General features: G+C 66.8%; 21 protein-coding genes and 1 tRNA gene. 15 read left to right on the top strand and 7 right to left on the bottom strand.

Translation table 11 applies throughout. The annotated features are described in order from the left end of the window. Window positions 1-39: 39 nt before the first annotated feature. Genes G328_RS0102445 through G328_RS0102435 form a run of 3 tightly spaced genes read left to right on the top strand, consistent with a single transcriptional unit; the run spans window position 40 to window position 2883 of the window. Window positions 40-726: a type 1 glutamine amidotransferase family protein gene (locus tag G328_RS0102445; RefSeq protein ID WP_154651503.1), complete on the top strand. Its 687-nt coding sequence runs from the start codon at window positions 40-42 to the stop codon at window positions 724-726. Then, a complete protein-coding gene (locus tag G328_RS0102440; RefSeq protein ID WP_019617760.1) occupies window positions 723-1427 on the top strand; it encodes a uracil-DNA glycosylase in 705 nt (234 codons plus the stop codon). Before G328_RS0102445 ends, G328_RS0102440 begins: the two co-directional genes overlap by 4 nt. 1 nt (window position 1428) lies before the next feature. Further along, window positions 1429-2883, top strand: a complete 1455-nt coding sequence (locus G328_RS0102435) for an amidase (protein ID WP_019617759.1) — start codon at window positions 1429-1431, stop codon at window positions 2881-2883. Window positions 2884-2887: 4 nt separating this feature from the next. On the opposite strand, the gene G328_RS0102430 is transcribed toward G328_RS0102435, so the two are convergent. The 4 genes from G328_RS0102430 to G328_RS0102415 form a co-directional block, all read right to left on the bottom strand. Next, window positions 2888-3346, bottom strand: coding sequence for an SRPBCC family protein (locus tag G328_RS0102430; RefSeq protein WP_019617758.1), 459 nt, complete (start codon window positions 3344-3346; stop codon window positions 2888-2890). A gap of 34 nt (window positions 3347-3380) precedes the next feature. Beyond that, on the bottom strand, window positions 3381-3773 hold the full coding sequence (locus tag G328_RS0102425) for a hypothetical protein (RefSeq protein ID WP_019617757.1): 393 nt from the start codon (window positions 3771-3773) through the stop codon (window positions 3381-3383). Window positions 3774-3776: 3 nt separating this feature from the next. Then, complete coding sequence (locus G328_RS0102420; protein WP_019617756.1) at window positions 3777-4514, bottom strand: PspA/IM30 family protein; 738 nt, start codon at window positions 4512-4514, stop codon at window positions 3777-3779. Window positions 4515-4659: 145 nt separating this feature from the next. Next, window positions 4660-6765 (bottom strand): TPM domain-containing protein, encoded by a 2106-nt coding sequence (locus G328_RS0102415; protein WP_020722868.1) that lies wholly within the window; start codon window positions 6763-6765, stop codon window positions 4660-4662. A 242-nt stretch (window positions 6766-7007) separates the two neighbouring features. Between G328_RS0102415 and G328_RS0102410 the strand changes: the two genes are divergently transcribed. The 4 genes from G328_RS0102410 to G328_RS0102395 all read left to right on the top strand — a co-directional run bounded on the left by G328_RS0102410 (window position 7008) and on the right by G328_RS0102395 (window position 9675). Continuing rightward, window positions 7008-7751: a gamma-glutamyl-gamma-aminobutyrate hydrolase family protein gene (locus G328_RS0102410; protein WP_040904448.1), complete on the top strand. Its 744-nt coding sequence runs from the start codon at window positions 7008-7010 to the stop codon at window positions 7749-7751. A gap of 181 nt (window positions 7752-7932) precedes the next feature. Next, window positions 7933-8448: an RNA polymerase sigma factor gene (locus tag G328_RS0102405; RefSeq protein ID WP_019617752.1), complete on the top strand. Its 516-nt coding sequence runs from the start codon at window positions 7933-7935 to the stop codon at window positions 8446-8448. Beyond that, entirely contained in the window at window positions 8445-9071 is a 627-nt protein-coding gene (locus tag G328_RS0102400) for a methylated-DNA--[protein]-cysteine S-methyltransferase (RefSeq protein ID WP_019617751.1), read from the top strand. The genes G328_RS0102405 and G328_RS0102400 overlap by 4 nt, the downstream gene beginning before the upstream one ends. Beyond that, a complete protein-coding gene (locus tag G328_RS0102395; protein ID WP_019617750.1) occupies window positions 9064-9675 on the top strand; it encodes a DNA-3-methyladenine glycosylase I in 612 nt (203 codons plus the stop codon). Before G328_RS0102400 ends, G328_RS0102395 begins: the two co-directional genes overlap by 8 nt. 2 nt (window positions 9676-9677) lie before the next feature. Here G328_RS0102395 and G328_RS0102390 read toward each other — a convergent pair. Beyond that, window positions 9678-9750: transfer RNA gene (locus G328_RS0102390), tRNA-Arg, on the bottom strand. 58 nt (window positions 9751-9808) lie between these two features. On the opposite strand from G328_RS0102390, the gene argS reads away from it, so the two are divergent. From argS to prfA, 7 genes are all read left to right on the top strand, one after another. Beyond that, window positions 9809-11473, top strand: a complete 1665-nt coding sequence (argS, locus tag G328_RS0102385) for an arginine--tRNA ligase (protein WP_019617749.1) — start codon at window positions 9809-9811, stop codon at window positions 11471-11473. Between the two features lie 13 nt (window positions 11474-11486). Next, window positions 11487-12242: a hypothetical protein gene (locus G328_RS0102380; protein ID WP_019617748.1), complete on the top strand. Its 756-nt coding sequence runs from the start codon at window positions 11487-11489 to the stop codon at window positions 12240-12242. 28 nt (window positions 12243-12270) lie between these two features. Beyond that, window positions 12271-13686, top strand: coding sequence for a diaminopimelate decarboxylase (gene lysA, locus G328_RS0102375; RefSeq protein WP_019617747.1), 1416 nt, complete (start codon window positions 12271-12273; stop codon window positions 13684-13686). Further along, on the top strand, window positions 13683-14993 hold the full coding sequence (locus G328_RS0102370) for a homoserine dehydrogenase (RefSeq protein WP_019617746.1): 1311 nt from the start codon (window positions 13683-13685) through the stop codon (window positions 14991-14993). The genes lysA and G328_RS0102370 overlap by 4 nt, the downstream gene beginning before the upstream one ends. Then, window positions 14990-15946: a homoserine kinase gene (gene thrB / locus G328_RS0102365; protein WP_019617745.1), complete on the top strand. Its 957-nt coding sequence runs from the start codon at window positions 14990-14992 to the stop codon at window positions 15944-15946. Before G328_RS0102370 ends, thrB begins: the two co-directional genes overlap by 4 nt. 128 nt (window positions 15947-16074) lie before the next feature. Then, entirely contained in the window at window positions 16075-17955 is a 1881-nt protein-coding gene (rho, locus tag G328_RS0102360; RefSeq protein ID WP_019617744.1) for a transcription termination factor Rho, read from the top strand. After that, window positions 17952-19046 carry a peptide chain release factor 1 gene (gene prfA / locus G328_RS0102355; RefSeq protein ID WP_019617743.1) on the top strand — a complete coding sequence of 365 codons (1095 nt, stop codon included), beginning with the start codon at window positions 17952-17954 and terminating at the stop codon, window positions 19044-19046. Before rho ends, prfA begins: the two co-directional genes overlap by 4 nt. Window positions 19047-19116: 70 nt before the next feature. Here prfA and epsC read toward each other — a convergent pair whose 3' ends face one another. Continuing rightward, window positions 19117-19692 (bottom strand): serine O-acetyltransferase EpsC, encoded by a 576-nt coding sequence (epsC, locus tag G328_RS0102350; protein WP_026339601.1) that lies wholly within the window; start codon window positions 19690-19692, stop codon window positions 19117-19119. A gap of 150 nt (window positions 19693-19842) precedes the next feature. Beyond that, complete coding sequence (gene cysK / locus G328_RS0102345; protein ID WP_026339600.1) at window positions 19843-20781, bottom strand: cysteine synthase A; 939 nt, start codon at window positions 20779-20781, stop codon at window positions 19843-19845. Window positions 20782-20966: 185 nt separating this feature from the next. Between cysK and prmC the strand changes: the two genes are divergently transcribed. Further along, complete coding sequence (prmC, locus tag G328_RS0102340) at window positions 20967-21821, top strand: peptide chain release factor N(5)-glutamine methyltransferase (protein ID WP_187325719.1); 855 nt, start codon at window positions 20967-20969, stop codon at window positions 21819-21821. The last annotated feature ends 14 nt before the right edge of the window (window positions 21822-21835 follow it).

The raw sequence follows: 21835 nt of genomic DNA, 5'->3' as shown, positions 1-21835 counted from the left end.
CGACACCCCCAGCGTGAGCCGCTGTGCGACGATGGAGGCGTGAGTGTGCTGCTTTCAGGAGGCGGCGACCCCGAGGCCCTCGGCCCGGTCGTCGAACGGCTGGTTACCGAGGTGCGGCGAGGCACCGCGGCTGCGCCAACGATCGGCGTGTTACCGGGCGGCAGCCGCGAGCTCATCGACGCCGTTACACGGCTCGGTAGTGCGGCGGGCGTCACCGTGACGGAGCTTCCCACGGCGCCCGCAACGAGCGACGTGCTGCCGCTGAACGCGCTCGTCGTCGGCGACGGTGACGCCGCACAGCTGCTCATGGCACTCGGCGAAGTGGTGACCGATGTGCGCGGGCTGGTACACCGCGGCGCGAGCTACCTCGGCATCGGCGCGGGCGCGGCCATTGCCGCCGACACGGTGCTGCTTGGCGGGAGCGAAATCGGTGGCGTAGCCGTGGGCCCCGCGGCAACCGACGCCGAGACCGAAGTCGAGGCCGCCGCCGGACTCGGGCTCATCGACCTCACGGTGGTTCCCGCGGCCGCGACAAGCGGGCGGGTCGGGCTCGGTGTCGCCGCGATCGAGGCGGAACTTACCGACCGCATCCTCGGCCTCGACCTTGACACGACCCTCGTGATCGGCGAGGGGGAGCTCGAACTGCTCGGCCGTGGCAGCATGTGGGAGCTATCGGCGGGAGACGACGGCGTGACGGTGCGGACGAGCCGAGCGAGTACCGAGTGACCGCGAGCAGCCTCGACGAGCTCGCTTCGCGCGGCACGATCGCTCCCGACTGGGCGGCAGCGCTCGCACCCGCAGCGGGCGACCTCGCGGCCGCGGGGGAGTTTCTGCGTGGCGAGCTCGCGGCCGGGCGAACCTACCTCCCGGCCGCGGCGAACATCCTGCGGGCGTTTTCGCGGCCGCTCGCGGACGTTCGCGTCGTTATTGTCGGACAAGACCCGTACCCGACGCCGGGGCATCCGATTGGCCTGTCATTTGCCGTCGATCGCGACGTGCGTCCGTTGCCGCGCTCGCTCTCAAACATCTATCGAGAGCTGGCAGACGACCTCGGCATCGCGCCCGCGAGCCACGGCGACCTCACCCGGTGGAGCGACCAGGGAGTGCTCCTGCTCAACCGCGTACTGACGGTGCGTCCCGGCACGCCGGGCGCGCACCGGGGCATCGGCTGGGAGGCAGTCACCGAGCGGGCCTTGCGCGCCCTCGCCGAGCGTGGCGGACCGCTGGTTGCCCTGCTCTGGGGTGCCGATGCCCGTAAGGCAAAAGTGTTTCTCGGCGACGTGCCGAGCATCGAGTCGCCGCACCCCTCGCCGCTCTCTGCGAGCGGGGGATTCTTCGGCTCGCGGCCATTCTCACGCGCGAATGAGCTGTTGCAGAGCCAGGGCGCGAGCCCCATCGACTGGCGCGTCGAACGCGAGGAGGACTGATATGAGCGAGCTCCACGACCTCACCGCAACCGAGCAGGTGGAACTGCTGCGTCAGGGCGCGACGACGAGCGTCGAACTCACGGAGCACTATCTCGCTCGCATCGAGCGCGCGAACCCGACGCTTCGTGCCTTCACCACGGTCGACGCCGAGGGCGCGCGTGCGCGGGCGTCGGCCGCAGATGCCGCGGGCCGCCCCGGCGTCCTCCGCGGACTCCCGATTGGCGACAAAGACCTCACGAATCGCGCCGGCGTCGCAACGACCTATGGTTCACTCGCAATGGCGGGGTATGTTCCAGACCTCTCTGATCCGCTCGTGACGACCCTCGACGGCAACGGCGCCGTCTCACTTGGCAAAACCAACACGCCCGAATTCGGCTTCCCGTCGTACTGCGAAAATCGGCTTCCGGGCGGCGTCGCCCGGAACCCCTGGGACCTCGAGCGAGGGCCCGGCGGTTCCAGCGGCGGCGCGGCGGTCGCGGTCGCGGCGGGGCTCCTCCCGGTCGCACCCGGAAGCGACGGCGGCGGGTCAATCCGGATTCCGGCGGCCGCGACCGGGCTTGTCGGGCTCAAGCCGTCCCGCGGGCGCGTGCCTGACGGGAGCGGACTCGGCTCGCTCGCGGGGCTGCCGGTCGCGGGCCCGCTCGCCCGGACTGTGCAGGATGCGGCCCTGCTGCTCGACGCGATGATCGCGCGGGATGCGCAGGGGCACGTCCTGAACCGATTCTCGACCCGGGCGCCTGAGCCGCCACGCAGCTACCACGAGGCGCTCGACGCGACCTACGGCATCCGTCCGCTGCGCATCGCCTGGAACATGTGGACACCGTGGTCGCCGACCTACGAGATCGACTTCGACGACGCGGCCGTTGCCGCGCTGGATGCGACGCTCGACGTCGCCCGCAGGCTCGGGCACGAGGTCGTCGAGTTCACGCCCGGGGCCGAACCCGACTACTTCGAGGCGTTTCGCGCCGTCTGGCGCGGGGGAGCGGCGAGCCTTCCGCTCACCGAGCAGCAGCTTGAGCTGGTGGAGCCGCTCACCTCCTGGCTTGTCCGCAGCGGTCGGGAGCTTCCGGTGGCCGAACTTGCCCGCGGCCTCGGGGCGCTGGCCGGTTTCGAGCAGCGCATCGTCGCGCAGTACGCCGAGTTCGATGCGGTGCTCACGCCGGCGATGGCGCTCACGCCGAGGCCGCTCGGCTGGTTCGATGCCGAAGACGGCGAGCGGAACTTCATGCAGCAGTGCCAGTACACGCCATTCACGAGCTACGTCAACGTTGCTGGGCTGCCGGCGATGTCGCTGCCGGTGACGGCCGAGCCGCTCCCGATGGGGGTGCACGTCATCGGCCGGCCAGGTGATGAGCTCACGCTGTTGCGCCTGGCCCGCGATCTCGAGCGCGAGTTCGAATGGAATCGCCGAGCACCAGCCTGGGCACTCGGCGATTCGGCGACGTCGCGTCGATAGCTGCTTAGCTCGATACGGCCGCTGCGAGCTGGTTCAGCGATTCTTCGAGCCCGGCCTCGTCGGTGACGGGGAAGCTGCGCAGCAGGCTCGGGTCGGTGACCTTCGACCAGTCGTACGTCAGGGTTGCCTCGGTACTGCCCCCGTCGATTGCGTTGAGCTCGTAGACCCACTCCCAGCCGCCGGGCTCCTTGCCGGGCGAACTCGGCTGCCACCCGACGAGCTGGTTATCGGCGAAGGCGACGACGTGATTCTCCATCTGATAGTCGCCCATGACCTCGTTGTGCATGTTCATCGTGAACGTGTCACCGACCTGCTGGATCCGCTGCGACTTCTCGTCGGAGCGCACCATGCCGGTGCCGTCGAACTCGGGATGCCGCTGCGGCAGCGTGAGCACGTCGAGAATCTCGTTGGTGGCCGCGTCGATGACGCGGGTGGCGGAGAGCTGATTCGTGGTTGCAGACATGTCGTCACTGTCTCGCGATCACCTGGCCGTGACCTCAGCGTGGGCCGCGTTTGCGCAGGTAGTGCCCATCTTCGAGCCCCGCCTCGATTTCGAATCGATTCGTCAGGGGGTTGGCACCCGCGGCGAAGTACAGCAGCGGGAAAAGCATGCCGTAGCGCTCCCACTGCCGCACGTGGCGCCGCTCATGACGCAGCACACGCTCAGTCACGTTCGTGTCGGTGAGATAGACACGACCCACGCAGACACCTCCGCGCTTGAACGCCCACTTTGGAAGGCCGTGGAGCACGAACATGCCGTCGAATCGCTCGATACGCCCCACCGACAGTGGCGCCCCGTAGAGGAGCGCCACTGTCGTCGCGAAGTTGCACCCGAGCCGTGAGACGGGCGAGTCGAGGAACACCTCGCGGAGCAGATTGCCGAGTCGCAAGGGCTACTGCGTGATGCTGTTCTGCGCGCCGCCCGACTTCAGCGCGGCGAGGCGGGCCTCGACCTCGGTCATCGTGCCGACGTTCTCGAGCTCCTCAAACTGCTTGTCGAGGCTCGAGGCCTGGAGCTCCTGCTGACCGCGAACCCGAGCCTCTTCGCGGCGAATCTTCTCTTCGAAGCGACCGAGGTCGGTCGTCGGGTCGAGCACGTTGATCTTCGAGAGGGCGTCGTTCACCTTGCCCTGCGCCTCGGCGGTCTTCGCACGGGCCGTCAGCTCGTCGCGCTTACGGATCAGTTCGTTGAGCTTGCCGCGCATGCCCTCAAGACCGCTCTTGAGCTGGTCGACGACCTGTGTCTGCTGCTCGATCTGCGGGCGGGCAGTGTTGACGTTGCCCTCTTCCTCGACCTGACGCTGAATCGCAACCTTCGCGAGGTTGTCAAACTTGTCGGCCGACGCGGTGTCACCGCTGTTGCGGAACTCATCGGCTTTGTTCGACGCGGCGAGCGCCTTCTGGCCCCACTCACGGGCATCCTGCTCGTCCTGCCGGGCGTCGTCCTCGAGCATCCGGAGGTTACCGATTGTCTGGGCAATCGCGGCCTCGGCCTCGGAGATGTTCGAGGAGTAGTCGCGAATCAGCTGATCGATCATGATCTGCGGGTCTTCGGCCTGGTCGATGAGGTTGTTGATGTTCGCTCGCACGAGCTGCGAGATGCGACCGAAGATGGACTGCTTCTGGGCCATGTGGATGCTCCTTGTGTTCGTTCGGTGAATCGGATTTCGAGAATTGCGTGGTCGGTGTGGGTTCGAACCTATGTGGTGTGGCTGACCAATTAGCTGGAAACTGCGCCTCCGCGGCGATCCTCCGCGGGCCGAGCGCGGCGCTTCGCTAGCGAGTACCGCCGCCGCCACCGCCGAAGCCGCCGCGGCTGCCGCCACCCCCGCCGCCGAAGCCGCCAAACCCGCCGCCGCCACCTCCGCCGAAGCCACCAAAGCCACTCCAGTCATTGTTGTGGCGTCGAGACGAGCCGGAGTCGTTGAGGATGCCGCCGATGATGCCGCCGATAATCGCGCCACCCATGCTTGTGAGGAAGTCGCTGCCGCCACTTCGTGATGAGTGGCGGTGGCTGCCGTAGCCCGTTTGCCACGACGATGCGCCCCACGAGTCGCCGTACGAGTACGCCGTCTCGAGTTCTTGTTGCGCAGTCTGGAGGGCGGCCCGCGCAAGGTTGCCCGCTTCGTTGTAGTGCTGCAGTGCCTGCACGGGGTCGCCGGCGCGAAGCGCATCGGCTCGCGCGACCTGCGACTCGGCCTGGTCGAGGCGGGTGCGCGGCGACGAAGAGAGCGCGCCGCGTTTCGAGGCGATGAAGCTGGTCGCGGCCGCAATCTCCGAGTATGCCGACTGGGCCGATTCCTGGAGCCGCGACTTGGCGTGGTCGATACGCTCCTTCTCGCCGAGCAGCTGCGTGAGCTGCGTGTCGACGCGGCTTGCGGCGTCGTGCAGCCGCTCGATCGTGGCTTCCGGGTCACCGAACCGGCCGTTCGCCGAATCGATTGCGCCGAGAATCTTCGTCGCCTCGGCGACGATCTCGGCGACCTGCGGCTTCGCGTCGTTGCCGGTCGTCGCGGCGACCTGCTGCACCTGCGCGACGGTTCGACGAAGGGTTGCCGCCTCGTCGGTGATCTGTTTCGGGGCGCGGTCGTAGAGGCTCCGCGTCTCGGCGAGCCGCTTCACGAGCCCGTCGTACTGCGCGATCGCGTTCTCGGCGTCCGAGATATCGATAATCGCGGCGCCGGGGTTTCCGCTCTCGAGCGACTCGGTCGCTCCCTCGATCTCGTCCTCCGTCAGCTCGAGCAGTTGCCCGGCCTGCGTGAGATCGACCTTGATGCGATCGAGCGCAGCCTGGTCGTAGGCGTCGCCCAGCCCGTCGAACCAGGTCTGCGCATCCGCGAGCCTCGACTTCGACTCGTCATAGTGCTGTCGCACCGCGGCGAGCAGCTGCGGCGCCTGGTCTTGGCGCACGCGAAGGTCTTGGAAGTGGTGTGCCTGGTCGCCAAGGCGCTTCGTCGCAATTTCGGTGATCGAGAGGATGCGGTCGATCCACGCTTCGCGGTCTTCCGGAGCATCCGGAATGTGGTCGAGCAGCTTGCCCTGCAACTCGAAGGCTTCCTTCGACGCGCGCTTCGCCATCTCGACCTCGTCGCGGTACACCTTTACCTCGTCGCTCCCGAACTGGGCCGAGGCGAACGCCATCTCCTCTTCCGACGAGCGGATGAGGTTGTCCATCCGAACGAGCTGAATCGACGCCTGCTGCAGCCGCGCCTCAAGCTCGGCGGCCTGCTGTGCCTCTGCCTCACGAAGCGATTTCGTGCGCTTGCGGCGGTTCACGAAGAACAGCACGCCAACAACGATGAGGACGATGAGGACGATGATGCCGAGCGCGATTGTGAACGCGCTCGTCCCGGAGGCACTCGAGCTACCGCCGCCGCTTGAGCTGCCACCCGAGTAGCTCCCGTTCAGGGCCGTTTCGAGGCCCATGGCCGCCTGCTGCGCGGCGCCAACGTAGTCGCTCTGGTTGAGGTAAGGCGAGAGATCCTCCTGGATCGACTGGCGGTCGCTGCTCGACAGCGGCAAGTCACCGTCGACATTCAGCCCGAAGTCCTGCTCATCGAGGCCGACATACAACACGATGTCATCCGTTCCAAGCTGGCTTTCGAGGGCCACCGCGGTGGCCCAGTCATTGCCGTCGCTCGGATTCTCGAAGGAGTCGACCATGACGTAGTAGAGGGTGCTTCCCGTCGCAGACTCGAGGTCGCTTGACGCCTGTTCGATCGCGTCGATGTCCTGGTTCGAGAGAGTGTTCGTCGTGTCGGTAACGACGGAGTCGACCTGCATCGGCTGCTCGGCGAACGCCGCCTGCGCGGGGAAAAACGCGAGCGCGGTCGCGGCGATGAGCCCAAAGAGCGCGATGAGCGATCGGCCAAGCCTGTGCATCCCAAGCCTCCAAAGTGCGAGCGACCGACAACGAGCCGATCGGGGGAAGTAACAGCTACGAAGTTAGGGCAACTGCCGGGGGAATTGCCTGAACCCGGCGCGTTGCTCGGCCTCGTGGACGTCTCGACGACGGCTACGAACAGCGGTGGACGCGAACAGTCACCTAATCGACCATTCGCCCCGATCCACACGGACATCGTTGTCGTGGCGGCCTGCGCGCGCCGACTGCTATAACGGTGGCCATGACCGATTCTGGCCCCAACTTGCTCGTCGTCGACGCGACGATGCTCCGCGCTGACACGCACTTCACCTCCCTCCTCGAACCCCTGAGTCGACAGGTCGCGCGGGTTGCGGAGTCGGTTGGGTTTGCTCCTCGACGCCTCGCAATCGGCGATGTCGCGGAACAGGAGATCGAGGCGGCATATGCCGAGGCCGACGCGGTCGTCGTTATGGGCGGCGAAGACGTCGCCCCCGAGCTCTACGGGATGACGGCCGACTACCCAGAATCGGGAACGCACCTTCTCGAAGCCGACTCTCGCACGTGCGAGCTCATCCGGCACGCAATCGACGACAAGCTCCCGCTGCTCGGCATCTGCCGGGGCCTGCAGCTCATGAACGTCGCGCTCGGTGGGACGCTCGTGCAGCACCTCGACAACGCGGATGCGCACCGCATGTTGCCTCCTCGGGACGCCGAGTTCGTACCGCACCCGGTTGACATTGCGCCCGGGTCGAAGCTCGCGGGGCAGCTTGGGGAACGGCTTGAGCGCGTCGAATCGTCGCACCATCAGGTTGTCGCCGAGCCCGGCGATGGGGTACGGATCGTCGCGCGTGCCGACGACGGCACACCCGAGGCGATCGAGCACGTCTCGGCACCCGCGGTGGCGGTGCAGTGGCACCCCGAGGCGGGCACTAGCGAGCCGTCGCAGCTGCCGCGCCTGTTGGAGGCCCTCGTACCGCAGTCTGCACTGCCACAGACTGCGGGGTAGTGCACGCTCGGCCGCGGTTTCGCGGGATCGTGCACAACTTTCTTGAACTCGGACCTCACGTTTTCGCTCACGCCACCGTCTACACAGTGAGACCAACACTGCGACCAAGGTGAGTCGTGAGCGCGACGTCAAGAGGAGCTGCCATGCAAGCCCATACGCTGTCCCGTACCGTGAGCCCACAATGACAGCCAGATCCAGCGTGGTGCCGAAACCGGCGTTCGAGCAAGTGATCGAGCAACATGGGCTCACCGTGTTGCGCGTGTGTCGCGCAACGCTCGGGGTGCACGACGCTGACGACGCGTGGTCAGAAACCTTTCTCGCGGCGCTCCAGGCGTATCCGCGACTTCCCGATGGCGCGAATATCGGGGCTTGGCTCGTGCGTATCGCGCGGAACAAGTCGATTGACATCGCCAGAGCCGCGTCCCGTCAGCCCATCCCGACTGCAGAACTTCCAGAACTGCCGTCACAACTCGGCAACCCTGGTCTCGAGAACGACGACCTGTGGCGGGCGGTAGCGGGCCTCCCAGAGAAGCAGCGTCTTGTGCTCACGTTCCGCTACCTCGGCGGGCTGAGTCACGGTGAGATCGCGGCGCTACTCGGCGGCAGCGTGCCGGCGGCCCGGCGTGCTGCCGCTGACGGTGTCGCCGCGTTGAGATCCACCTATGCCAATTTGAACCAGCAAGGAGCCACGCGATGATGCCTGACACTGACGCGTCCGCGTCGCCACGACCGACGCTCACCGCCGATTTCGAACTACTGGGCCGACTCCGGCTGCAGCTGGGCCAAGATGCCGAGCGCGCTGGACTCATCGACGTGGCGTACACCGAGGTCGACAGCCCCGTCGGCCGGCTTCTGTTAGCTGCAACAGAGCGAGGCCTCGTCCGGGTGGGGTTCGCCGTCGAGGGATTCGACCGCGTACTTGGGCAGCTCGCCGAGCTGGTGAGTCCGCGGATCCTGCAGGTGCCCTCGCGCCTCGACCGCACCGCCCGCCAGCTCGACGAATACTTCGCCGGCACACGCACGGAGTTTCACCTCGACCTCGACCGGGTGCTCTCAAAAGGATTCCGCGGGGACGTGCACCGCAGGCTTCCAGAAATCGGTTACGGCACGACCCAGACGTACCGTGAGGTTGCCGAACTCGTGGGTCGCCCCAAGGCCGTGCGCGCGGTTGGTACGGCCTGCGCGACGAATCCGCTTCCCGTTGTCGTGCCATGTCACCGGGTACTCCGCAGCGATGGAACCGCAGGAGGCTATCTCGGCGGCATCGACGCGAAGGCCGCACTACTCGAATTGGAGGCACGACATGTCCACAATGACTAACCACGACATCCTCGACGACACCGGGCTCGTACTGGGTGACGACGGCCGGTTGCGGCCGCCGTGGGCCGCGCGAGACCCACTGCTTCGCGACTACTTCGACACGGAGTGGGGCGTGCCGGTGCACGATGAGGCGGGCGTGTTCGAGCGCATCGCGCTCGAGGGATTCCAGGCGGGTCTCTCGTGGGTCACGGTGCTGCGTAAGCGTCCAGCCTTTCGTGAGGCGTTCGCGGGGTTCGATCCCGACGCGGTCGCGGTGTTTGACGACGGGGACATCGAGCGTTTGCTCGAGCACCCCGGCATCATTCGCAACCGGCAGAAGATCGCGGCAACGATCGGGAACGCACGCGCCACCATTGCGCTGCGCGACGAAGGGGGCCTCTCCGAATTCGTGTGGTCGTACCGACCTGACGACTGGACACCACCGTCGTCGATCGCTGAGGTTCCCACTACGACACCCGAATCGGTCGAGCTCTCGAAGGAACTTCGTCGCCGTGGTTTTCGCTTCGTCGGGCCTACGACCATGTTCGCCCTGATGGAGGCGATCGGCATGGTCGATACACGCCCTCCGGGCGCCTACCGGCCGACGTCGCGACTGCGAACTTAACGTGCCCCCGACAGGAGTCGAACCTGCGACCTACGGTACCGGAAACCGGCGCTCTATCCACTGAGCTACGGAGGCGAACAAGCGACAAGCGTAGCAGTAACTTCGCGCGGGAAATGCGTACGATTGAGTCCTGATGACTGACCAGAACCTTTCGCACGTCCTCGCTGCCGCAACCACCGCAGCACTCGCTCGCCACGATGCCGCCGAGCTACCGCTCAGCGACGACGACCTCAAGCTCGAGCGGCCGCGCAACCGCGACCACGGCGACTGGGCATCCAACATCGCGATGCGATTCGCAAAGCGTGTCGGGGTGAACCCACGCGAACTCGCGCAGGAAATCGCTGCGGGGCTCGCCGACGACCCGAGCGTGAAGCGCGTCGACGTCGCCGGCCCTGGTTTCATCAACATCACCCTCGACGAAGCAGCCGCGGGTGAACTTGCCCGCACGATCGTCAACGCGGCGGGGGAGTATGGCCATTCGTCCGCACTTGCGGGGCACAACATTAACCTCGAGTTCGTTTCGGCGAACCCGACCGGTCCGATCCACCTCGGTGGTGCGCGCTGGGCCGCCGTCGGCGACTCCCTTGCGCGCATCATGACGGCGGCCGGCGCCCGCGTCGAGCGTGAGTACTACTTCAACGACCACGGCGCGCAGATCGACCGCTTCGCGAAGTCCCTCCTGGCAGCCCACCTTGGCGAGCCGACGCCCGAAGACGGCTACGGGGGCGACTACATTGCCGAGATTGCCAACGACGTCGCCGCCAGTCACGCCGACGAACTCGCCGCCGCGACCGACCGAGCCGCGCAGCAGGAGGTGTTCCGCAGCCGAGGCGTCGAGCGCATGTTCGGCGAGATCAAGCGCAAGCTCGAAGAGTTCCGCGTGCACTTCGATGTGTTCTTCCACGAAGACTCGGTGCACGAAGACGGGTCGGTTGCGCGCGCCATCGAACGTCTCCGCGAGCGGGGGCACGTGTTCGTCGACGAGGGAGCGACCTGGCTGCGCTCGACCGAGTTCGGCGACGACAAAGATCGAGTCATCGTGCGCTCGAACGGAGAACCCACCTACTTCTCGGGCGACATCGGGTACTACCTGAACAAGCGTGAGCGTGGCTTCGACGAGTGCATCATGATGCTCGGCGCCGACCACCACGGCTACATCGGCCGCATGATGGCGATGGTGCAGGCGTTCGGCGACACCCCCGAGGTGAACCTGCAGATCCTCATCGGCCAGATGGTTAACCTCGTGAAGAACGGACAGCCGATGCGCATGTCGAAGCGTGCCGGCACCATCGTCACGCTCGACGACCTGGTCGACGCCGTCGGCGTCGACGCGGCCCGATACGCGCTCGTGCGCAGCTCGACGAATAGTTCGATGGACATCGACCTCGACCTGCTCGTGAGCCGCACGAACGACAACCCGGTGTACTACGTCCAGTACGCCCACGCGCGCACGCGAGCCGTGCATCGCAACGCCGAACAGGCCGGCATCGACGGGGCCTCGTTCGACCCGGGCCTGCTGACGCACGCCACCGAGAACGAACTGCTCGGGCAACTGCGCGAATTCCCCCGCATCGTTGAGTTCTCGGCGGTCGAACGCGAGCCCCACCGAATTGCTCGCTACCTCGAAGACCTCGCCGCGGCCTACAACCGCTGGTACGACCAGACGCGCGTACTGCCGCAGGGCGACGAACCGGTTGGGCCGCTCCACAACAGCCGCTACGTGCTGAACGAGGCCGCCTCGCACGTGCTCCGATCGGGGCTCGAGCTCCTCGGGGTCGAGGCGCCCGAGCGCATGTAGCGAGGCAGCACACATGCACGCCGAGCGCCGACGCGCCCGCGGGCGCATCCGAACGCTGCTCATCGTCGGCATCATCGTCGTCGTGCTCGCGGCGACGGAGATCACCGCCCGCCTGCTCGTCGCAAACATCACCGCCCAGCAGGTCGAGACCAACCTGCCCGAACAGGTGACCGCCGACGTGCGCGCACGCCCCGGCGGTGTCTGCGTGGCCTGCGAACTCCTCGGTGGCTCACTCAGCCAACTCGATGTCGCAACCGACGACCTCACGTTTGGCGAAATCACCGGCGATGCGGAGGTCTCGGCGTTTGATGTGGAGCTCGGTGACCCCGTCGTTGTCGGCAGCCTTGAGGGCAGCATCGGTATCAACGAAACCGAGCTGAACGACCTCCTCCAGCAGGTCGCGGCCGACGCCGGAATCGAAATCCATTCAGTTGAGCTTCGGGACGACGGAATCGGCTACTCGACCGAAGTCGACGTGTTCGGGTCGCAGGTCGGCATCTCGGTCGTCGCGAATCTCGAACCGCGCAGCGGCGGGCGACTCCGAGTCGTCGCAAACTCGATTCAGATCAGCTCGGGCGACGCAACCACCCAGGTCGATCTCGATCCGAGCCGCTTCAGCTTCGAAATGTGTCTCGCCGAACACCTGCCCGCGGCGGTCCAGCTGACGAGTGTGGTGCCGTCGGCACAGCACCTCGACATTAACTTCCGCAGTACGTCGTCGGTGCGGCTCGACGATCAAGCATTCGCGGAGCTCGGCGGCTGCAACTGACGGACACAGGGCCGCTAGGATGACCAGGATGCACGCTTCTGACGACACCCCCCTCGCGCCCGCCTGGCTTGAGGTGCCGACCGACACGGGTCTGCTTGACCACGACGTGTGGCCGACGACTGCCGAGCGATCTGCTGAAGGCGAGCTGATGCTCGGTGGGGTCGCCGCGAGCGACCTCGTCGCGGCACACGGCTCGCCCCTGTACGTGCTCGACGAGACCGCCGCCCGAGGTCGTGCCTCAGGCATCCTCGACGCCTTCCGTACCGCATTCGACGCCATTGGCGCCAACGTCGACCTGCACTATGCGAGCAAAGCGCTCCTCACTATCGACATCGCCGAATGGATGGCCGAAGCTGGCCTCGGCCTCGACGTCGCGAGTGGGGGAGAACTCGAAGTCGCACTCGCCGCGGGCGTGGCGCCGGCGACGATCGGGATGCACGGCAACAACAAGTCACGCGGCGAACTCGAGCGCGCCGTGGGCGCGGGCGTCGGCTCAATCATCGTCGACTCGCTCTCCGAGATCGCGCTGCTTGCCGACGTCGCGGAGAAAGCCGGGCGAGTGCAGTCGGTTATGGTGCGCATCAACGTCGGTATTCACGCGTCGACTCACGACTATCTCGCGACGAGTCACGAAGATCAGAAGTTCGGCCTGACTCGTGAGGATGCCGTTAAGGCGGTGCGGCGCATCCGGTCGGCGCCGTCGCTCGAACTGCTCGGGCTGCACTCGCACATCGGCTCCTCGATTTACGAGCCCTCGGGCTTTGGCGCGGCGGCGGAGCGCCTTATGCGGCTGCGGGCAGAACTGCTCGCTGACGGCCCGATTCCCGAAGTGAACCTCGGCGGAGGCTTCGGCATCAACTATCTGCCGAGCGACGACGCCCCCGACATCGCCGACCTCGCGCGCGGGATTGCGGCCGAGGTCGATCGGGTGTGCCGGGAGACCTCGACCGACATGCCGCGGTTTGTATTCGAACCGGGTCGCTCGATCATTGGTCCCGCGGGCGTCACGCTCTACACGGTCGGCACGACGAAGCGCGTGACCGTGCCGGGGGAGCGCGGAGGGACACGAGAGTACGTCGCCGTCGACGGCGGCATGAGCGACAACATTCGCCCCGCCCTCTACGGAGCCGACTATTGCGTGCGCGTCGCGAACCGGACATCGTCGGCGCCAGCTACGCTCGTGCGCGTGGTCGGCAAGCACTGCGAGTCGGGCGACATCGTTGTGAATCACGACTACCTGCCCGACGACGTGACCGCTGGCGACCTGCTTGCGGTGCCCGCAACGGGCGCGTACTGCTGGTCGATGGCCAGCAACTACAACTACCTGGAGCGCCCCGCGATCGTCGCGGTGCGCGACGGAGTCGCACGGGAAGTCGTGCGACGCGTAACGATCAACGACCTGCTGGCGCTCGACGCCGGGTGGAACAGAAAGGCGAACCAGTGAACGAACTGCGCACCGTCAAAGTCGCGCTGCTCGGAGCCGGCTCGGTCGGCAGCCAAGTCGCGCGACTGCTCCTCGAGCAATCCGATGAATTCTCCCGACGAGCGGGCGCCCGCCTCGAGCTCGTCGGCATCGCCGTGCGAAACCTCGAGAGCAAGCGCGACGTTGAGCTGCCTCGAGAGTTGCTCACGACCGACGCCGAGAACCTGATTCTGCAGGCCGACTTCGTGATCGAGCTCATGGGCGGCATTTCGCCTGCGCGCGAGCTCATCACGCAGGCGCTCGAGTCGGGCGCCGACGTCGTGACGGCGAACAAGGCGCTACTCGCGAAGCACGGCCCAGAACTGTTCGAGCTTGCCGAGCGCGTCGGCGCGCAGCTGCACTACGAGGCCGCCGTTGCGGGCGCGATCCCCATTATTCGGCCGCTGCGCGAAAATCTCGCTGGCGACCACATCGAGCGCATCCTCGGCATCGTGAACGGCACAACCAACTACATTCTCGATCGCATGTACACGACCGGCGATACGTTCGAGGAGTCGCTGCGCATTGCGACCGAGCTCGGGTATGCCGAGGCCGACCCGACCGCCGACATCGAGGGGTACGACGCGCAGCAGAAGGCCGCGATCCTCGCCTCGATCGCGTTTCACACGCGCGTGCCGCTCGACTCGGTGCATCGCGAAGGCATCACGCAGGTCACGATCGAACAGATCGAGGACGCGAAGCGCGCCGGGTTCGTCGTGAAGCTCCTTGCCATCTGTGAGCGCCTCAGCGCGGCCGACGGGACCGAGGCGATTTCTGCCCGCGTGTATCCGGCCCTCGTGCCTGACTCGCACCCGCTCGCTTCGGTGCACGGCGGCAACAACGCGGTGTTCGTTGAGGCGGCTGCAGCGGGCCCGCTCATGTTCTACGGCGCGGGTGCGGGCGGTATCCAGACCGCGTCGGCGGTGCTCGGCGACCTCGTCTCGGCAACGCGACGCCACGTGCTCGGCGGGCCCGGCCTCGGCGAATCGATGGATGCGGACCTGCCCGTGCTCGAGGCACGCGACATTCGCACGCGCTACCACATTGCGCTCGACGTGACCGACGCCCCCGGAGTGCTCGCCGAGGTCGCGCGCACGTTCGCGGAGCACAACGTTTCGGTCTCGACGCTCGAGCAGGCGCGCACCGACGACGAGGCGGCCGCGACCGTCGTGATCGTCACCCACCTCGCGACCGACGGCGCACTGCGTGGCCTCGTGGATGACCTGGCCAAGCTCGATGTCGTCACTCGCGTCGCCGGCGTGCTCCGGGTCGAAGGCGGCCGCGAGTGAGCCGAGTTACGGAGGGTGCGAGAGCGAACGTTCGCGTTCCCGCGACGAGCGCAAACCTCGGCCCGGGGTTCGACACCCTGGGCCTCGCCCTCGCAATCTACGACGAGCTCGAGGTCGAGGCGCTCGCGCCGGACCGGTACGAGTTCGACCTGACCGGCGTCGGCGCCGAGTCTGTGCCGAGGGACGAGCGACACCTTGTGCTGCGCGCCCTCAACTATTCGCTCGAGAAGCTCGGATTTGAGCTGCCCGGGATTCGCCTGCGCGCCGTCAATGCGATTCCGCATGGCCGCGGTCTCGGGTCATCCGGTGCCGCAATCGTCGCGGGAGTGCTCGCGGCCACCGGGCTCATCGCCGATCAGCGCACGCTGACCGCCGAGGAGATGCTCGGCCTCGCGACCGAGCTCGAGGGGCACCCCGATAACGTCGCCCCCTGCCTCTTCGGCGGACTCACGATCGCGTGGATGGACGCGAACGGGAACGCCCACTCGAAGCAGCTCGCGGTGCATCGCGGCGTCTCGGTCATGGTGCTCGTACCCGACGAGACGATGTCGACGAAGGTCGCGCGGTCGCTCCAGCCCGAACAGGTGCCGCACGCCGACGCGATCTTCAACCTCTCCCGATCGGCGCTCATGGTCGCTGCGATGATCCAGAGCCCCGAACTGCTGTTCGACGCGACCGAAGACCGGCTGCACCAGACCTACCGCGCATCGGCAATGCCGAAGACGAAGGCGCTCGTTGACGACCTCCGCGAGCACGGCCTCGCCGCCGTCGTGTCGGGTGCGGGCCCGAGTGTGCTCGTGCTCGCCGACGATCCGGGTGCGCGACTCAAGGCCGAGGAGATTGCCGCTGCGCGACCCGACACGACGTGGCACGCGGTTATGACGGCCGTTGATGTGCGTGGTGCTACAGTGGAGTCGGCTGTGGGCCATGCGGCATCAGCGCCGCTCGGCTAGCTCGACCGCAATTCTCGCGATCGACCGCCCGCATCCCATCTCTCTCGGTACGAGCACTTCGTTGCTTGCCCGATTTCCCAGCGCCGCGCGAACGAGCGGGGCGCGTCACACCAAGGAACCAGAACTTCATGACCGATTCTTCAACTTCGATTGATGCCGCGGCGCTCGAGCGAATGAAGGTCGCCGACCTTCAGACGCTCGCGTCACAGCACGGAATCAAGGGCGCGGCGCGGATGCGCAAGAGCGTCCTCATCGACGCGATCCAGCAGGCACAGGCCAAGAGCCAGCCCGCAGCCGCCGAGCAGCCGCAGCAGGCCGAACAGCCCACGCAGGCCGAGGAGGCCACGAGCGAGCAGGCCCCTGCCAACTCGACGGATGCTGCCGAGCAGTCCGGGGCGAAGGGCGACGACGAGTCGTCGACCGACGCCGCAAAGCGCCCGGAACTCGAGATCGAGCTCCCGGAGCCGAAGCACGACAACGCAGAGAAGTCCGCCGAGACGGCCAAGCAGCAGCCCCGCCGCCGAAACCGTCGCGTATCCGGCCAGGACTCGGAGCAGGGAGCCAAGACCGCTGACGAGGCTGAGGCTTCGCCCCTCACGCTTGACGACATCGTGCTCCCGCCCGCGCGTGACGACGATGCTGAGCAGGACGACGAACCGCAGGCGGAGACCGGCGGACGCAAGCGCAACCGCAGCCGGAACCGCAACCGCCAATCGAACGACGACGGCGGCAAGCAGAACGAGCAGACCAAGAACGGTGACTCGAACCGTGGCGGGCAGGACAACAACGGTCGTCAGCAGAACCAGAACGAGCGCAAGCGCAAGCGCAATCGCGACGATGTCGACCCCGAGATCGCACCCGACGACGTGCTGCTGCCGATCGCGGGCATCCTCGACGTGCTCGACAACTACGCGTTTGTGCGCACGAGCGGCTACCTCGCCGGCAACAACGACGTGTACGTCTCGCTCGGCCAGGTGAAGAAGTACAACCTCCGCAAGGGCGACGCCATCGTCGGCGCGATCCGCCAGCCGCGTGAGGGCGAGTACCAGTCGGGCCGCCAGAAGTACAACGCCCTCGTGAAGATCGACACGATCAACGGGGAACAGCCTGACCCGAACCGTGAGCGCACCGATTTTGACTCGCTCCGCGCCCTCTACCCCGAGGAGCGCATCACGCTCGAGACCGCCGGTGGCCACGCCGCCCAGCGAATGATCGACCTCTTCGCGCCGATTGGCAAGGGTACCCGCGGCCTCATCGTCGCGCCCCCGAAGTCGGGCAAGTCGATCATGCTCGAGCGCATCGCGAACGCGATTGCGCAGAACAGCCCCGACACGCACCTTATGCTCGTGCTCGTTGACGAGCGTCCCGAAGAGGTCACGCGACTCGAGCGCACGATTCACGGTGAGGTCATCTCGTCGACCTTCGACATGCCCGCCGAGAACCACACGACGATCGCCGAACTCGCGATCGAGCGCGCGAAGCGACTCGTTGAACTCGGGCTCGACGTAGTCGTGCTGCTCGACTCGATCACGCAGCTCGGTCGCGCCTACAACCTCACCGCACCGGCGAGTGGCCGCATCATCGCGGGTGGCGTTGACGCTTCGGCGCTCTACCCGCCGAAGCGGTTCTTCGGTGCGGCACGCAACGTCGAGAACGGCGGCTCGCTCACGATCCTCGCGACCGCGATGGTCGAGACCGGTTCGCGCACCGACGAGGTGATTCTCGAGGAGTTTGCCGGCACCGGAAACATGGAGCTTCGCCTGTCGCGCGAGATCGCGAACAAGCGCATCTTCCCGGCGCTCGACATTCAGCAGTCGTCGACCCTCCACGAAGACCAGCTGCTCAGCTCCGACGAGCTCGAGGCGACCTGGGCAATTCGCCGAGCTCTCGGCGGTGACGCCCAGGTGTCGCTCGAGGCTGTGCTCGAGCGCATCAGCCAGACGTCGTCGAACGAAGAGTTCCTCGCGTCGGTGCGAGCGAACCCGATCAGCCCGGTGACGGCTCGATGAGCCGCGCGGAGTTTTCGGAGTCGCTCGCCAACCTGCGCGCTGAGCACGCCGAACTGCAGGAGCAACTCGCCGACCCCGAGCTGCACTCAAACCCGGCGCGCGCGAAGAAGGTGAATCGTCGCTACGCGGAACTCTCGCAGATTCTTGCGGCCGACGATCGCCTCACGTCACTCGAGAGCGACCTCGAGGCGGCGCTCGAACTCGCGAAGGAAGACGAGCTGTTCGCCGAGGAGGCCGAGGCGACCCGCGTTCGTGTCGATGCGCAGTCCGAGAAGCTGCGGCGACTACTGATCCCGCGTGACCCCGACGACGGTCGCGACGTGATCATGGAGATCAAGGGCGGCGAGGGCGGCGAGGAATCGGCACTGTTCGCGGCCGATCTCCTGCGCATGTACAGCCACTACGCCGAGGCGCGAGGCTGGAAGATCGAGATGCTCGATTCCACGACGAGCGACCTTGGCGGCTACAAGGACGTCCAGGTCGCGATCAAGTCGTCGTCGAATGACCCCGCCGACGGCGTGTGGGCGTCGCTCAAGTACGAGGGTGGCGTGCACCGCGTGCAGCGCGTGCCAGCGACCGAGTCGCAGGGGCGCATCCACACCTCGACGACCGGTGTGCTTGTCTTCCCAGAGGTTGACGAGCCCGAAGAGGTGCAGCTCGATCAGAACGACCTGAAGATCGATGTGTACCGTTCCTCCGGACCCGGCGGCCAGTCGGTGAACACGACCGACTCGGCGGTGCGTATTACCCACCTGCCGACCGGCATCGTCGTCTCGATGCAGAACGAAAAGTCGCAGATTCAGAACCGTGCGGCGGCAATGCGCGTGTTGCAGGCCCGACTGCTTGCTCGCCAGCAGGAAGAGCAGGCGGCGGCAGAGGCGGATGCGCGGCACTCGCAGATTCGGTCGATGGATCGGTCTGAGCGCATTCGGACGTACAACTTCCCCGAGAACCGGATTGCGGACCACCGTACCGGGTACAAGGCCTACAACCTCGACCAGGTACTGAGCGGTGCGCTCGGTCCGGTGATCGAGTCGGCCGTCAGCGCCGACGAAGAGGCCCGTCTCGCGGCGCTCGGCGGCGACAACTAGCAGTTGAGGGGTCGATTGTTGCTGTTTTGCGGCCGCAAAACAGCAACAATCGACCCCTCAACTGTGGGTGTTAGATGATCCAGTCGCCGGCCTCGTGGCGGGCACTCTGCGAGGTCGGTCGGTTCCGTGCGGGGATGCCCGTGAGCACCGCGCCAGGACCGAACGAGCGGGTTACGACCGCGTTCGCGCCGATGAGGGAATCGTCGCCGATCTCGATCGGGCCGAGCAGCTTCGCCCCCGCGCCGATCATGACGCGGTTACCGATCGTTGGGTGCCGCTTGACGCGCTTGTTCGCCACGCCACCGAGCGTGACGCCGTGATAGATCTTCACGTCGTCGCCCACGATGGCGGTCTCGCCGATGACGACGCCCATGCCGTGGTCGATAAACAGACGCCGCCCGATCGTTGCGCCCGGGTGAATCTCGATGCCGGTCGCGAAGCGGGCGAGTTGCGAGATCGCGCGCGCGAGAAACCGGCGCGCCGGCGTTCCCGTGCACCAGAGACGGTGCGCGATGCGGTGGGCCCAGACGGCGTGGAGTCCTGAGTAGATCACTGCGATCGAGGCGCGTGACCTCGCTGCGGGATCGCCGCGCTTCGCCGCGGAGATGTCTTCGCGGACGCCCTGAAAAAACTCGTCGCCGGGCAGTCGTCTCGGAGGCGTGAATACGCCGGATGCTCGCACGGTGCCACTCACTTTCGTCGCTCGGTCGGTCACCTATCGGGAAGTGCCCGCAGCTGGGGGAACGTCGACGGGGTCGACGCGATTCCTCGCATCGACCCCGTCGGGTGCCTCAGCCTAGTTTCCTTCGCGCAGATCGTCGAACAGCACGCTCGAGAGGTAACGCTCGCCGGTGTCGGCGACGATCACCACGATGTTCTTGCCCGCGTTCTCGGGGCGGCGAGCAACCTGGAGCGCGGCCCAGACGTTCGCACCCGACGAGATGCCCGAGAAGAGGCCCTCGGACCGCGTGAGCTCACGCGAGGTGGCGATCGAGTCTTCCAGCGTCGTGTCGATGACCTCGTCGATCACGCCCTGGTCGAGAATCTCCGGCACGAAGTTCGCGCCGAGCCCCTGAATCTTGTGGGGGCCCGCCTTGCCCTCGGTGAGGAGCGGCGAGTCCTTCGGCTCGACTGCGACGATGCGCACCTCGGGCTTGCGCTCCTTGAGAACCTGGCCGACACCGGTGATCGTGCCGCCCGTGCCAATGCCCGCGACGAAGATGTCGACCTCGCCGTCGGTGTCGTTCCAGACCTCTTCCGCGGTCGTCTCGCGGTGGATCTCGACGTTGGCTTCATTTTCGAACTGGCTCGCGAGAATCGAATTCGGGGTGTTGGCCTGCAGCTCCTGCGCCTTGGCGACCGCTCCGCGCATCCCGTCGGGACCCGGGGTGAGCACGAGCTCGGCGCCGAACGCCTTCATGAGCTGACGGCGCTCGACCGACATCGTCTCGGGCATGGCGATGATCACCTTGTACCCGCGGGCGGCGCCGACTGCTGCCAGCGCGATGCCGGTGTTTCCCGAGGTGCCCTCGATGATCGTGCCGCCGGGCTGCAGCTGGCCGCTGCGCTCGGCCGCGCGCACTATGCCCCACCCGAGGCGGTCCTTCACGCTCGCGGTGGGGTTGTTGAATTCGAGCTTCGCGTACACGTTCGCGTCGGTGTCATTGATTCGGTTGAGCCGCACCAGGGGAGTGCCGCCGATGACCTCGGTCACATCGTTGTAAATCTTTGCCATGTTGGAGTTCACCTCTCGAGTCGGGGCCGGGGCGGTTGCGTCCCCGCCGATCGTGCTCATCAAATCAGGCTCCGCCTGGGCGTCGCTGGTAGCCCGTCACGATGCGTCACGATGGACCATACGCGCCGCCGGTGGTTGCTGCACGGCGGTCGCGTTCTCGTGCCCGGCACGCCTAGAGTATTCGGGTGCGAATCGACGACCTCCTCCGAGCAGCAACGGTGACACTCGGGCGGGCCGGCCTCGCGGCGCCCGAACCGGCAATCGTGGTCGCGGCAGCACTTGGCCGTGGACGAGGTGACCTCGAGCTTGATCGATTGCTCGGTCGAACCGTGTGCGACGACGACGCGAATCGTGTGCGGGAGGTGGTGCGCCGTCGAGCGCGCCGCGAACCGCTTCAGCACATCCTCGGTGTCGCGCCATTCGATCAGGTCGAGGTCGCGGTCGGCCCCGGCGCATTTGTTCCGCGGCCCGAGACCGAGGTGCTGGTTGCGGCAGCGGCGGATCGGCTCGTCGATGCAGAGGCCGGGCTGGTCGCTGACGTCGGCTCGGGCACCGGCGCGATCGCAATTTCTCTTGGCCTCCGTCTGCCACGGATGCGCGTCGTCGCGCTTGAGGCCTCGGCTCACGCATGGCCGTGGTTGCGTCGGAACGTCGCGGCGAACGCCTCGGCCAAGGTTGCGGCGCGCTTCGGTGACTGGCTCCCACAGTTGCGGGCCGCGGCCACGGGGGAACCGCTACGGGGGATCGTCTCGAACCCGCCATACGTGCCGCTCCGTGAGGTGCCCCGCGATCCCGAGGTGCGCATGTTTGATCCCGAACCCGCGCTGTATTCAGGTGGTGACGGGCTCGACGAGATTCGTCGGATCATCGTTTTCGCGGCCGAGGCCCTCGAACCGGGTGGGCTCGTCGCGCTGGAGCATACGGAGGAGCAGGGTGCCGAGATCCGAAACCTTGCCCGGGCGGCGGGCCTCGATTCACCTGAGACGATCGTCGACCTCGCCGGCCGAGAGCGCCACACGCTCGCGACGAGGGGCGGGTGACCCTCAGCAACGTC

The organism is [Zimmermannella] faecalis ATCC 13722 (assembly GCF_000381765.1).
GTDB classification, from domain to species: Bacteria; Actinomycetota; Actinomycetes; order Actinomycetales; family Microbacteriaceae; genus Gulosibacter; species Gulosibacter faecalis.
This window is presented reverse-complemented; position numbering and strand designations above follow the sequence as displayed.